Below are 14,319 nucleotides of genomic sequence, written 5' to 3'. Positions count from 1 at the left end.
CCTTATTTTAACGTATTATTGCCCAATGTTTAATCTAATTGTTTAATAAAATTATAAGTCTTGGGTGCTTTTTGTCTAAGCAATTGATTTTGTCCATCGTTCACATAAAACATGGCAAACGTTTCTGCAAAGTATTCCTCTGGGTAATTGGAAAAATACGTAATCCCAGGAAACAGCCCATCGACTTCCTTACCCCAAATCTTCAAATAATCCATGTCTTCACGGATTCCATCAAACACTATATTATCTATTGAATGCCCCAGCTCATGCAGTTCCAAATTAACGGAGCCATGCCCGTTGCCCTTGTCACTTGCCCCGATTTTAACCAATACCGTATGTGATCCGCCCATACCAGGCACATCATCCCAAGTTGTTTCTTTATTCAAATAACCACGCGGGGTTTTCCCCTTTAATTTAGCCGCGGATTGATTTTCTGTTAAATCACCATCGAATAGTTTGATCCTCACACCACTTTCAGCAGTTTTCACCAAAAGGGAATGAGGCAGTTTATTAATGGTACCCGCAATTTTAAGTGCTTCCCTTTCATCGTACTCCTCTTCTGGAAATAAAAATATTCGTTGCAAATCTTTATTGCCTTTAAAAAGTTCAGCTTGTCTTAAAAGATTATCTTTGGGTAAATTCCGCCATTTCACCCCTTCATCCTTCGCCAATGAATAGGAGAGCATGGAGAATAAAAAGACGAATAATGCAAGTATGGATAACCATTTCTTCCTTTTCACACGCTTCCCCCCTTCTTCATTATGTTAAGAAATATATGTTATTTAAAAACTCTAAACCTTTCATACTATTATATTAGTATAGCATATTAACCTAATGTAAAAGCTCTATGTTTTTTTGGTAATTTCGGTTGCACTTTCATCATGATAAGAACCATTGATCTGCACTTTTCATATATCAACAATATATAATCGTAAAAGGTGTAAGGTGATCGCATGGAAATCAATAATAAAAAAGCCATCGTGAATGAGCACCGTGAACTTGCTGAAGAAGTGCTTGATATTTACAGTTTAAGAGTGTTCATCATTCTCGACCTTTTTCTTTTCTCCATCTTATTTGGCATACTGCTGCATCCGCTACTGTCTTCACTTTGGCTTAGCTTTTTATTGCCATTGCTTTTCTTCACAACATTTACAGCCCTTCTTCTAATACTTGATATTTTCCAAAATAAAAGCTGACATCATTTTTGATGTCAGCTTTAGACTGTAGGCACGCGCTATCCGCGCGGGGTCTCCCCTTGACTCGCTTTCCCCGCAGGAGTCTTGTACACCCGCTCCAATCAACTCTGTTTTAACTTTTAAATAAAACCCTAGATTTATAAAACTTGAGGTAATGACGATGCTTTCTGGACATGATTCTATTCAGCAAAATCAACTTGAAATGATTTTCAAACGGGGTTCGGAATTTTTTAATTCCGAACCCCGTTTGCCTACTAACTAAAGCACAGTTCCTTAAACTGTGCTCTACCTCATTAGCTTTATTCATTTATTGCACTAAAGCTCACCGTTAATTATATAAATAAACATCCATTAATTTTTCGAACGAACGGGTTTCAGTAAAAAATGTAGTTGAAATAGTAAAAATCTTTCCCTACTGATGATGAAAATTATTTTTTAATATAATGAAGCATAGCAAGTTGACCTAATTTTTCTACTTTGGTTAATGTGAATTTTACAGTAATATCCTCTCGGATATAAAGAGAGATCCCTCTCCCTAAAATAATGGGTGCAATGGCTAGCTGAAATTCATCAATTAAATGTTCTTTAAAAAATTCACGAGCTAGTTTTCTTCCACCAATTAACCATATATCTTTACCAGGCTTATGTTTTATATTTTTAATGAAAGTTTTGACATCTTCATCAATAAATGTAGCATGTTCATCTGAGCCACTAACAGATTTAGAAAATACATAATTTTTATATTCACTATAACGATAATTCATATCAAATCCACGAATGACATTATAAGTTCCTTTTCCCATTATAACAGTGTCAATTCTTTTCAGTAGTGATTTGTAGCCAGAATCTCCTTCTACTTCTGTTGATTCTAACCACTCTAATGTACCATCAGCATTTGCAATATAGCCATCAATTGAAGTACCAATGTATAAAATAATGCTACGCTGATTTTTCATCAACAACAGATCCCCCCCGGAACATAAGCTTTATATTTCTTTCATATACACCTAGTAATTCCATTGATACTTCCTCCAGGTAAAATAAGATTCTTAACGAGATTAATTCTTCACTACATTTGATATCCCTTTTTCACCTAGTCGTTAGTTGTAGAAGATTAAGGAATTCAAACGATAACACAAGGAGCTTTTTTATGGAAAGAACGAGAAATGGTAATAATCGTAATTGGCAAGTCGAATTAAGAACAAATAATCGTAAAAGGGCTTCGGATGATACCATTTAGAAACTTTTGGCGACAAAAAAGCTGCCATCATTTCAGATGACAGCTTTATTAAATAGTGCTCAACCATGTTCCTTGAGCTTTTTCCCTTTCTTCAAATGGAATACGATCGTGGTGCCGAAAATCAACAAAATAAAGGAAAAAAAGATCGCAGGCGGGATTTCTATCCTTGCAACGGCCAATAACATTTTTATAGCAATGAATCCGATAAGAACATATGCAGCAGTTTCCAATTCAGGAACCTTATCTATCAATTTTAGAAATAATCCCGCCACTCCCCGCATCATTAAGACACCAATCATACCACCTGTCAAAAGCACCCAGACTTTTTCACTCACCCCGAATGCGGCCAAGACACTATCGACGGAAAATGCTATATCCATCAATTCCACTGCCGCAACCGTTCCCCATAAGGTACCAAACATACGGATCAGTATACTGTTTTTACTCATTCCCTGAATATCTTCATCAGCTTGTTTTTTTCTTTTATCTCTAAAGTATTTAAATGAGAGCCAACCAAGATAGGCGGCTCCAATCACCTTCACCCACCAAAGCTTAATGAGGAAAACACCGATTCCAATCGCTATAAATCTAAAAGCGTAAGCACCTAATAAACCGTAAAAAAGTGCTTTTTTCCGTTGTTTTTCCGGAAGGTGCCTGACCATTACAGCTAATACCAAAGCGTTGTCCGCTGATAGCAACCCTTCCATTAATACGAGCGTTCCAATCAATCCCCAGCTCACCGGGTCGGACAAAACCTCCACCCACATATGCCAGTCAAAAAACTGTGCATACGTTTGCATGATGTTATTTAACAACTCTGACATGATAAAGACTCCTCTGCTACTATAACAGCAAAATTAGAAAACCTTTTAAAATAACATTGTTCCCCGTTATGATAAAAACTCTACTTTTATTTCAACACAAAATAAATACGTTGCATGACAACGTATCATTTCGATGCTATTAGAAATTCATTTCATTTTCATCATACTCTTACACTTACATAAAATCAACGAAACCGACCGCTAGGAGATCCTTTGTTTACTCGTCCACTCTGGCGGCGTATTTTTATCCCAATATATTTTCCCTATATTATAATGGGTGGCAAATGAATCATGATGGGTATGATAATGAAAATCGAACCAATAGCCTTCCAGTGGAGGGTTTTCCTGCCTGACATGGAATCTGATGATATCCTTCCCGCTGATTGAATCATAAATATGAAATATTTTCTCGGCCCTGCCTGCACTCGGCTGCTCAGTGATGGTTAATTGCTGTAATTTTTCATCTGGAAATTGTGCAGCCATTTCTGTGATGGCTTCTTCCATTTTTGGTAATATGGCCATTTTGAACTCATCGCCAATTTTAGGATTGATCTTTTCGCCAAATTTCATAAATGCGTTTTCCTCTGCCTTATTCAGGATGACCGATAAAAATTCTTCCCGGTTGAATTCTTCCTCAAGTTCAGTTGAATTCTGCGAAGGAAGATAGGCTAATCCCTCTTCTTCCACTAATCCCTTTTTAGTATCCTTTAACGAATCGGCTTCCGCTAGCCACGCCAGATCTGAAGGAGTGACAAGACCAAACGTCAAAACGGATACTAAAATAACGAGACTTTTCCTGAACCAAACTGCTGCTTTCAACTCACACTCCCCCTCCTTTTTTGTATTGTCTTTATATTTAGTATACTTTTATTTTTTGGTAATTACGAATATATAGTTACCCATGTTTTAAAAATCAAAAAAAAGGATAAATACCTATATAAACTTTATGAACCAGAACTTTATTAGTAAATATCAACAATTTTACATTTTAATGAAGGATTTTGACGATTATTGGAGAAATTAATTAGATTCAAGTCTTTTTAAGGAGGGGTCTTATATGGCTTCGACTGCCATGGTAGCTTTATGTCTTGTAACATTAGCATTTTTCGTATATTTATCATTTGCTGATTAAGAATAAATGAATACCTACGAAAAATCTCCTTGTCATTTTTCTACAATGACAAGGTTTTCTTTTCACTCAAACATAAGCCTAACCTTTTGGCAGATAAAAGGACTGAATAATGGAGGAATTATTTTGGAAAACAACAAGGAAATTATTAAAGATAAGGATTACAAGAGGGAAACAGATAAAGGGAACGCCGGAATGGTCGTTACAGCTCATCCCATAGCCACTTCCATTGGGGAAAAAATATTACGTGAAGGTGGAAATGCTGTCGATGCAGCGGTCGCCATCCAATTTGCCCTGAATATTGTGGAACCCATGATGACCGGTATCGGCGGAAGTGGTTTCCTTATGGTATATAACGCTAAAGATAAGGAAACGAAAATTTACGATGGCCATGTAAGAGCACCTAAAGCCGCACATCGAGACATGTTTCTTGATGAAAAAGGGAAAGTCATCCCTTTTAAAGAAAGATCGATCAAAGCCACAGCGGTAGGCATCCCCGGAATACTGAAAGCTATGGATGAAGCACTCGCTGAAAATGGCAGTAAGCCATTAGCGGACCTCATCGAGCCATCCATTGAATTTGCAGAAAAAGGAGTTCCCGTCAATTGGGTTCTTTGCGACGCTCTTAAAAATTTTGAATATCGATTGGGTGATGAAGCCCGTAAGTTCTTCATGCCAAATGGAAAAGCGTATCAAGATGGCGATTTGCTCATAAAGGAAAAACTGGCGAACACCTATCGGATATTACAACGTCAAGGAATTTCCGCTTTTTATGAAGGTGAAATCGGAGAAGGCATCATTTCCTGTATACAGGAGCTTGGAGGGTTCATGGAGCTTTCTGATTTAAAGGACTATAAAGCTACAATCGATGTACCAATGTATGGTACTTATAAGGATTATCTAATTGCATCATCAAATGCCCCAAGTGCTGGCGGATTCACGGTCATCCAAATTCTGAAAATATTGGAGAGCTTCCATATAGAACAATATGACGTCCGTTCTTGGGAAAAATATTATTTAATTGCAGAAGCGATGCGTCTGGCATTTACAGACAAAAAGGCATTTCTCGCTGATCCCGAATTTGCCGAATTGCCATTGACGGGTCTCATGCATGATGAGTATATAGCTAAACGCCGTTCCTTCATTAATTTCAAAACAAGAAATAATGCCATTGACTTCGGAAACCCTTGGATTTATGATTCCGTGAAGCAAAGGGAAGTCATTTCTCAGCCTAATGAAGAGGATATCAGTGAAACGACACACTTCACCGTCCGTGACAGATGGGGGAATATCGCAGCATGCACGTCTACAGTGGAACATCCATTCGGATCAGGCATCATGGTTTCCGACTATGGTTTCATGCTGAATAACGAACTGACTGATTTCGATTCCATTCCAGGCGGCATGAATGAAGTGCAGCCCAATAAACGCCCAGTCAGCTGTAAAAGTCCGACCATCATCTTTAAAGACGGCGAGCCAATATTGACGCTGGGTTCACCTGGAGGACCAACCATCATCAGTTCAGTCGTGCAAACGATCATCAATGTACTCGATATGAAAATGGATTTGAAAGCAGCCATCGAAGAACCTAGAATTTTCACTCCAATGGGCCCTCATATTGAATGGGAACCAGGAATGGATATGACCAGCAAAGGCCAATTGGAAGCAATGGGCTTCGCCTTTAATGAAGTTCCCCACTCCATAGGGAATGTCCAAGCGATTCAGATCAACCCTGATGGCTCTAATTATGGTGCTGCCGATTCAAGTCGAGAAGGCTGTGCCATTGGCCTGGAAGAAACAGATTATAAATCTTGATCACTGAATGGAAATGAAGCCAAAATGAAATTTGGATGTTTTTCTCTTTATTACCTCAAATCCAAATTCCTCAAAGCGGGAGCTGCGAAAATGGTCTTTCAACACGACCCTCTTTCGCGCAACCCGCTTGGCTTCTTTCATTATTTCCCCAGATAAATCCTTACCTTCCGCAAAATGAGTCAGTCCCCTGATCCCGTTCGATTCCTGAATCGTTTCTTCAAACATGGGATCGAAATATACGACATCAAAATGATTATCCGGCAATGTTTTCAACATTTCGTAATGATCACCTTGCAATACCTCTATTCTTCTCATCGCAGAAATCATCGTTTCTTCTGCATCCTCCCATGTCTTCATCCCATGGTCCACGAGCAAGGCCAAATATTGATTTCCCTCCAATGCGACAACCTGTCCCTGTTCACCCACTTTGAAACTTGCGACAATCGCATCAGAGCCCAAACCCAAGGTACAATCAAGCACAGAGTTCCCTTCATTTATATTTCCGGCAAGGAGAAAGGGATCACTCTCTCCGCGCATCATTCTTTTAATACGGATCATCGCTAGGTTCGGGTGGAAGAAGAACGGTTCTTTTTCCTGGTATCGATATAACTCCATCCGCTTTTTACCGAAAACAAGGCAATCATCATTCTGTTCCGCTTGGATATCTCTCACCGAACGTTTTCTTCGGGCTATAAAAGGGATATGTAATTCTTCAGCTAACCTTTTTGCTAATAGCATCGTTTCTTTATCGGCTCTTCCTACTGTTGTGACAAACATGGATTCTACCCCTTCATACTCTCTTAAATTTGAAAAGAATGCCCTGTTTCCAGGACATTCCGCTTTATCACTTATTTTACTTGACTGAACGCTGCCAATAAATTTTCCATGATAGCTTCCATTGGCTGTCCTTCTATATCATGGCGTGGAATGAAATGTACGACCTCTTTGCCCTTTAAAAGAGCCATTGATGGCGATGAAGGTTCAATTCCATCGAAGTATTCCCGCATTTTAGCTGTCGCTTCCTTATCTTGGCCAGCAAATACAGTTATCAAATGATCTGGCTTATTGTCTGCTTGCAGTACGGCTTGAGTAGCAGCTGGACGGGCTAACCCGGCAGCACAGCCGCAAACGGAATTCACGACCACAAGTGTTGTACCTTCTACCGATTCCATAAAGTTTTCAACCGCTTCAGCGGATACCAACTCATCAAAACCTGCTTGCACCAGTTCCGCTCGCATTGGTTTCACCATTTGTTTCATATATTCATCATATGCCATCGACATAAAAAAACCCCCTTGATTACATTTCTTCAATTAGAATAATCATACTATATTGTTATGTGCATATGCAAAAATGACGCTTAAGCTTTGTAAAATTGATTGTTTCTCACAAAGAAACATGGTGACAGAATCCACTTTCATTCTGTCACCATGTTTTAGTCTTCCTTTTAACTTAAACTTTCATCACTCCGCCTGAGCTGGCATTCGTTACAAGTTTGGAATAACGTGCTAAATAGCCTGTCCTGACTTTGGACTCGAAGCCTTTCCAATTCGCTTTGCGTTTTTCGAATTCTTCATCGGATATTTCCAATTGGATTTTACGATTATTCAAATCCAGTTCGATGATATCACCATCTTCAACAAAGGCAATCGGGCCTCCCTCAGCCGCTTCAGGGGATATATGACCAATGCTGATGCCTCTAGATGCGCCTGAAAAGCGGCCATCAGTGATCAAACCGACTTTCGCTCCAAGTCCCCTCCCGACGATTTGGGAAGTTGGTGCCAACATTTCCGGCATACCCGGCCCACCTTTAGGTCCTTCATAACGAATGACCACTACATCCCCTTCTTTAACCTTTCCGGTAATGATTCCGGAAAGTGCATCTTCCTGGGAATCGAAACAAATAGCAGGACCCCTGTGGTAGCCACCAACCGATGCGTCGACGGCGCCCACTTTCACGATGGAACCTTGAGGAGCAAGATTACCGAACAATACCGCAAGCCCGCCACGCTCAGAATGCGGATTATCCAATGGATGGATTACATCCTTGTCCAATATTTCACAACCGGCAACATTTTCGCGGAGCGTTTTACCTGAGACAGAAAGGCAATCTCCATTAAAGGCATCTGGTTTTTTGAGTAACTCATTAATGACGGCACTTACACCACCGGCATTATGTACATCTTCAATATGATAATCGGATGCCGGTGCGATTTTCGCTAGATGCGGTACGCGGTTAGCTATTTCATTTATGCGTTCCATCGGATATTCAAAACCTGCTTCATGTGCCAATGCAAGTGTATGAAGAACGGTGTTGGTCGAACCGCCCATCGCCATATCCAAGGCAAATGCGTTATCAATTGCTTCAATCGTTACGATATCACGAGGCTTGATATCCTGTTTGATTATCTCCATCAACTGTTTAGCGGATTTCTTTACGAATTCCTTACGTTCTTCGGCTACTGCCAAAATCGTTCCATTTCCCGGAAGCGCAAGTCCCAATCCTTCAGCCAGGCAGTTCATGGAGTTTGCTGTGAACATTCCTGAACAAGAACCGCAAGTAGGGCATGCAACTTGCTCGATTTCCTGCAAATCCTCTTCATTGATATTACCTGCTTGATAAGCACCCACCCCTTCAAAAACGGATGTTAATGAAAGAGATTTACCATTTTTATCTTTACCTGCTTTCATGGGTCCGCCGCTTACGAATATTGTTGGAATATTAACACGAAGTGCTCCCATCATCATTCCCGGCGTTATCTTGTCACAGTTTGGAATGCAGACCATACCGTCAAACCAATGTGCTGATACAACAGTCTCCACGGAATCGGCGATGATTTCACGACTTGGCAAAGAATAGCGCATACCAATATGACCCATCGCAATTCCATCGTCTACCCCGATCGTATTAAATTCGAAAGGAACACCGCCCGCTTCGCGAATCGCTTCCTTCACTATTTTTCCAAATTCCTGAAGGTGGACATGACCTGGAACGATATCGATGTATGAATTACAAACCGCGATGAACGGTTTACCGAAATCTTCTTCTTTAACCCCTGCTGCCCGCAGCAAACTTCTATGTGGAGCTCGATCGACTCCTTTTGTAATCATGTCACTTCTCATATTTGATGTAGACATTTGTTGTACCCCCAATTTCCACTAAATGTTTAATGATTCAATATAATATAATTTTTAGTATACTCTAAAAATTCTAACATATTTACATACAAATGCAACCATTCAATTCTAAATATCTGCAAAAATCATTTTACTAAAATAATAGAGATCAATTTATATAATTGAAACTAATGTTTTGGGATTAGACCAGAGGGGAACTTATGTCAAACGACTGGAAACGACCCTCAAAATTAAAAAGGCATGCGGATTAAATCATCCGCATGCCCTTTGCCTGGGTTATTCCAAATCACTTGTCATTCGCTTGTCTTGATTCTGTCATTTGCTTCCAAACCGAACCTTTTGCTTCTTCCCCATTTTCTATACGGTCAATGGCCATCTTGACTTGAAGGGCCACTTCGAATTCAGGATCCTGTTCCGCTTGCTTAAGATAAGGGAGGGTCGTTTCATTTCCCACTTCGTATAAGAACATCGCCGCCCTCCATCTAACCAATTTATTTTTATCCGAAAGTGATTGAGACATTTCTCCCATCGCTTCTTCAAAGCCTAGATCGGATAAACAATCACCAGCCGTTCGTCTTACGGCCGCACTTTTATCTTTCAATGCTTTATATAGGCTCGGGAGCACTTTTCTATCCTCGATCATACCCAAGTATACGACCGCGAGCCTTCGAATGGAGACCTTACTGTCGGAGAGTGCCATGTCCAATACTGGTATATCATCAACCGTTGGATCTTCCATTTGTTCTAAAGCCTGATAACGCTTTTCCCAGCTTTCGTCATTCAGCATTTCTGCAGTCAGTTTAATTTTGGGTCGTTTCAAGAATGCTTCCTTCGTATCCACCATTTCATTTGCAGCGTCTACTAGCCGATTAATTCGTTCTTCCGGATAAGCTGCAATCAGCTCATCCGATACTTCCTTCACGATATCTTCCATATCACCATATCTTACGCCATAATCCTTCCATTTTCGAAGCAGGACTACATTGTCATCTTCTTTTTGGGCAGCGGCAATGCCCTTTATGAAATAATCCGGTAGGGCAAAACGTTTTTCATGTTGGCTATCGCTTGCTTTAATTTGCATCGGAATGCCCTTGAATTGCTGTATGGCAACAGTTACTTCTCCGTAATGTTCATTTAGCGTTGTTTGTTGATTTTGTTCTTCGGTTTTTTCCCCGAAAACCTGACGGATTTGGACCAAAATATCTTTCCAATCAAATTTCGCATTCCGCTCAACGGCTAAGAAGTCCGCAACATGATATACCCCTTTCACTCCCTCGATCGTAAATAAATCTTTGATCAGCTGGGGTGCCTGGTCAGCTTGATCTTTCTTATAATTATTGCTTTTACCAGCTAATAGCTCTTCAGTTAAATTGATTTTCATCGTATTCGGACTTGGTGTAGGTTCTATCGACTTAATTTTCAATGCATTTCTCTCCTTTTACAAGACGTTTCCATGTACTAGATATTATCACATCGGCAACAGATTCTCATGCAATTGAGATTGGCAAAAAAAAGACCGATCCAAGTTCGCTCGCTTGGACCAGTCTCCCCACTCATTCTTCTTCCAATTTTTCCGCTAAATACGTCCATCTTTCCATCAAATGCTCTAATTTATCCGTTAGTTCCTTTTCTTCTTCAAGCAGCAGGCGGACTTTTTCAAAATCGCTTCCCGCCGCTGACATTTCTGATGTTATGTCTTTCAGGCGCAGCTCGGCCCGTTCCATGTTCCCTTCGATTCCTTCCCATTCCTTACTTTCCGCATAGGTCAGTTTTTTCTTTTTCTTTTCGGTCCGGTTCATCTGAGGTTCCGGTGCTTTTACCGGCACGGCCTCTTCCGTCTTTTCTTCCAAGAACTCCGAATAATTGCCATAATAGAAATCAATATCACCTTTATTCTTGAAAACAAGAAGCTGATGGCACGTCTTATCCAGGAAATACCTATCATGTGATACGGTAATGACTACACCTGAAAACGTTTCTAAATAATCCTCCAGAACGGTCAAGGTTTGCGTGTCCAAATCATTCGTCGGTTCATCCAAAAGCAGGACATTAGGTGCCGACATCAATATGTTAAGGAGATATAAACGCCTTTTCTCCCCTCCTGACAGCTTGCGGATTGGCGTTCCATGCGATCCCATTGGAAACAAGAACCTTTCAAGCATTTGCGCAGCCGATATGAAACTGCCATCTTTAAGGGCGATGGAATCCGCCGTTTCACGAATATACTCTATCATGCGCAAATTCTCATCCATATCGACGCTTTCTTGCGTATAGTAGCCAATTTTCACGGTTTGCCCTTTTTCCAGGTTACCTTCATCTATGGATTCCCGTCCGGCCAGGATATTTAACAAGGTTGACTTTCCACTGCCATTATTACCGACGATTCCAATCCGATCACCCGGCTTGAAGAGGAAGGAGAAATGGCTGATGATGGTTCGATCACCGAAGGATTTAGAAACATCCTGCATCTCAAGCACCTTTTTCCCAAGACGGGCACCGCTTAATTCCATTTCCAGGTTCTCGGTTTTCTGCTTATCCTTTACGCCTGATTCCAATGTTTCGAAGCGTTGGATCCTGGCCTTTTGTTTCGTTGTACGGGCTTTGGCTCCTTTGCGGATCCAGGCCAGTTCCTTTTTGAATAGACTTTCCTTTTTCGTTCTTTCAGCTGACTCGTTCTCTTCACGTATGGCCTTTGACTCTAAATAATCCGCATAGTTTCCTTTGTATTCGAAAAGCTGTGTTTGGGCAATTTCCCAAATCTTATTGGATACACGATCAAGGAAATATCGATCATGGGTTACAAATAAAACGGACTTTTGATATTTCCCCAAATATTCTTCAAGCCAAGTGATGCTTTCAAAATCGAGATGGTTGGTAGGCTCATCCAAAATCAGTAAATCAGGGGTCTCAATCAAGGTTTTTGCCAAGGCCGCACGTTTTTTTTGGCCACCTGACAGTTCCCCCAATTTCCTTGAGTGATCAGGAAGTCCAAGCTTGGTCAGAATCGTTCTGGCATTGGCACTTGTATCCCAGGCGCCAAGCGTGTCCATATCCTGCTGCTGTTTTAACAAACGGTCCTGTACTGCGCCATTCTGCGGATCTACCTGGAGTTGAACGAGTGTTTTTTCATATTCTTTAATCAATGAAAATACAGGAGTTGAACTTTCATACATATATTCCATGATCGTCAATTTCTCATCAAAATGAGGGTCTTGGGATAGATAGGATATCGTGTAATCATTCGGGTGATCCTTCGTTCCTAAATCACTGTCTTCCAATCCTGCGATAATATTCAATAATGTCGATTTACCGGTGCCGTTTATACCGACAATCCCGATTTTCTCCCCTTCGGTAATGGAAAAAGAGACATCTTTAAAAAGCAGCTTTTCCCCTTGGGTTTTCATTACATGTTCCATGCTAAAAACTTTCATAATCGTACATCCCATTCCTTATTAAATTCCTTTAAAAATCCAATCATATATTCATGCCTTTCGCTTGCAATCTTCTTGGCTGTACAAGTATTGAGCATATCTTGCAAACGCAATAATTTTTCATGAAAATGATGAATGGATGAGCTTTTGCCATTCCTGTATTCCTTCTTGGTCATGTTTTTCCTTATGGGCAATGAAGGATCATACATAGGCTGTCCCTTTTTTCCGCCAAATGCAAATGTCCTGGCTATGCCGATGGCACCAATTGCATCCAAGCGGTCCGCATCCTGAACAATTTCAGCCTCAATCGAGGGAAGCTTCAACTGCCCTGCACTATATGAAATTGTATGGATGATCTGTTTGATGGCATCCACACTATCATTATCCAACTTTATTTCCTCAAACCAAGCATCAAGCTTTTTCCAGCCTCCATCGGCTTCCTGGTTTAGTTTATCATCCGGGATATCATGAAGCAGAGCAGCCAATTCAATGATGAACTCATTTCCTTTTCGTTCTTCTTTTGCAATATGTAAAGCCAGCTTACGAACACGATCGATATGGAACCAATCATGGCCGCTGGCATCAGAAATCAATTGGTCATATACATACTTCTCCGTTAATTCAATCATCGTTTGTTTCATTTCACCACTCCATGTCCTATCTATTTTACCATGGTTCTCAATAATGGTGTGCTTTAATCTTCATTGAACCAACTGATCCCAATCGTCTGTTCACCTGTATGCACACCGATGGCACTGCCCAGTGGGGATACATGGGTCAACACATGAGGGAATTCTTCGGAAATCATCTTTTTCCATCTTTGCGCCTGCTCCGACACTGCACCATATAATATGGTGCATTCTTTTACTTTTCCCGCTTCGACTGATCTGCGAAAATCAGTGAAGATCTGTTTTTCCGCTTTTTTAAGGTTCCGGGGTTTAGATTTAGTATGAAGCACACCGTTTTCGATTGAAATGATGGGTTTAAAGCTCAATAGGCTTCCTAGAATATACTGCGCGTTTGTTAGTCTGCCGCTGCGATGCAGCTGATCTAAAGAACCTATTAGTACATAGGTTTCATGGTTATCCGCATACATTCTCGTTTTGACGAAAGCCTCATTGATTGTATCGCCATTATCCATATGATGCATAAGCCGTTTCAAGATTAATAGCATTGGAAAGGAAATAAGTAAAGTGTCAAAAACGTCAACGGGGATTGTAACCATTTGTGCAGCTTGCCTGCTGGCGGAAACGGTGCCGCTCAATTCGCTTGAAAGGTGTACGGCTATGATTCGATCATAGCGCTCTTCAAGCTCCTTATATAACTCCTGGAATCTGCCGACCGAGGGCTGTGACGTAGTGGCGGTGATTTTATCCTCACTCATCCGCCGGTATAATTCCTCAGGTAATAGATCGACGCCATCTTCATATTCCTTCCCATCGATGATGACGACCATCGGAACGACGTATACATGTTCATTCAATGATAATTCTTCATCTAAAGTTCCCGTACTGTCTGTTACCCAAGCAATTCGTTCCATGTTTTC

General features: G+C 40.6%; 13 protein-coding genes. 2 read left to right on the top strand and 11 right to left on the bottom strand.

Annotated features, from left to right (window positions below):
- Positions 1-29: 29 nt before the first annotated feature.
- Positions 30-740 carry an anthrax toxin lethal factor-related metalloendopeptidase gene (locus MPH60_RS07780; protein WP_241590363.1) on the bottom strand — a complete coding sequence of 237 codons (711 nt, stop codon included), beginning with the start codon at positions 738-740 and terminating at the stop codon, positions 30-32.
- A 213-nt stretch (positions 741-953) separates the two neighbouring features.
- On the opposite strand from MPH60_RS07780, the gene MPH60_RS07775 reads away from it, so the two are divergent.
- Positions 954-1,196, top strand: a complete 243-nt coding sequence (locus MPH60_RS07775) for a hypothetical protein (RefSeq protein WP_241590362.1) — start codon at positions 954-956, stop codon at positions 1,194-1,196.
- 428 nt (positions 1,197-1,624) lie between these two features.
- On the opposite strand, the gene MPH60_RS07770 is transcribed toward MPH60_RS07775, so the two are convergent.
- The 3 genes from MPH60_RS07770 to MPH60_RS07760 all read right to left on the bottom strand — a co-directional run bounded on the left by MPH60_RS07770 (position 1,625) and on the right by MPH60_RS07760 (position 4,079).
- Complete coding sequence (locus tag MPH60_RS07770; RefSeq protein WP_241590404.1) at positions 1,625-2,152, bottom strand: dihydrofolate reductase family protein; 528 nt, start codon at positions 2,150-2,152, stop codon at positions 1,625-1,627.
- A 343-nt stretch (positions 2,153-2,495) separates the two neighbouring features.
- The gene (locus tag MPH60_RS07765; RefSeq protein ID WP_241590361.1) at positions 2,496-3,260 is read right to left on the bottom strand and encodes a TerC family protein; all 765 of its coding nucleotides are present in this window, start codon (positions 3,258-3,260) and stop codon (positions 2,496-2,498) included.
- Between the two features lie 201 nt (positions 3,261-3,461).
- Positions 3,462-4,079, bottom strand: a complete 618-nt coding sequence (locus tag MPH60_RS07760; RefSeq protein WP_241590360.1) for a YpjP family protein — start codon at positions 4,077-4,079, stop codon at positions 3,462-3,464.
- A gap of 436 nt (positions 4,080-4,515) precedes the next feature.
- Here MPH60_RS07760 and ggt point away from each other — a divergent pair, with 436 nt between their 5' ends.
- Entirely contained in the window at positions 4,516-6,204 is a 1,689-nt protein-coding gene (gene ggt / locus MPH60_RS07755) for a gamma-glutamyltransferase (protein ID WP_241590359.1), read from the top strand.
- Here ggt and MPH60_RS07750 read toward each other — a convergent pair whose 3' ends face one another.
- The 7 genes from MPH60_RS07750 to MPH60_RS07720 all read right to left on the bottom strand — a co-directional run bounded on the left by MPH60_RS07750 (position 6,205) and on the right by MPH60_RS07720 (position 14,313).
- On the bottom strand, positions 6,205-6,981 hold the full coding sequence (locus MPH60_RS07750; RefSeq protein ID WP_241590358.1) for a class I SAM-dependent methyltransferase: 777 nt from the start codon (positions 6,979-6,981) through the stop codon (positions 6,205-6,207).
- A 71-nt stretch (positions 6,982-7,052) separates the two neighbouring features.
- Positions 7,053-7,487 (bottom strand): BrxA/BrxB family bacilliredoxin, encoded by a 435-nt coding sequence (locus MPH60_RS07745; RefSeq protein WP_241590357.1) that lies wholly within the window; start codon positions 7,485-7,487, stop codon positions 7,053-7,055.
- 169 nt (positions 7,488-7,656) lie between these two features.
- The gene (ilvD, locus tag MPH60_RS07740) at positions 7,657-9,327 is read right to left on the bottom strand and encodes a dihydroxy-acid dehydratase (protein WP_241590403.1); all 1,671 of its coding nucleotides are present in this window, start codon (positions 9,325-9,327) and stop codon (positions 7,657-7,659) included.
- 301 nt (positions 9,328-9,628) lie between these two features.
- Complete coding sequence (locus MPH60_RS07735; RefSeq protein ID WP_241590356.1) at positions 9,629-10,765, bottom strand: conserved virulence factor C family protein; 1,137 nt, start codon at positions 10,763-10,765, stop codon at positions 9,629-9,631.
- A 130-nt stretch (positions 10,766-10,895) separates the two neighbouring features.
- On the bottom strand, positions 10,896-12,773 hold the full coding sequence (locus MPH60_RS07730; protein ID WP_241590355.1) for an ABC-F family ATP-binding cassette domain-containing protein: 1,878 nt from the start codon (positions 12,771-12,773) through the stop codon (positions 10,896-10,898).
- Complete coding sequence (locus MPH60_RS07725; RefSeq protein ID WP_241590354.1) at positions 12,770-13,414, bottom strand: HD domain-containing protein; 645 nt, start codon at positions 13,412-13,414, stop codon at positions 12,770-12,772. Before MPH60_RS07725 ends, MPH60_RS07730 begins: the two co-directional genes overlap by 4 nt.
- Before the next feature lie 53 nt (positions 13,415-13,467).
- Positions 13,468-14,313: a DegV family protein gene (locus tag MPH60_RS07720; RefSeq protein ID WP_241590353.1), complete on the bottom strand. Its 846-nt coding sequence runs from the start codon at positions 14,311-14,313 to the stop codon at positions 13,468-13,470.
- Positions 14,314-14,319: the final 6 nt, after the last annotated feature.

The sequence above is a fragment of the Peribacillus sp. Aquil_B1 genome, assembly GCF_022603275.1.
Taxonomy (GTDB): domain Bacteria; phylum Bacillota; class Bacilli; order Bacillales; family DSM-1321; genus Peribacillus.
This window is presented reverse-complemented; position numbering and strand designations above follow the sequence as displayed.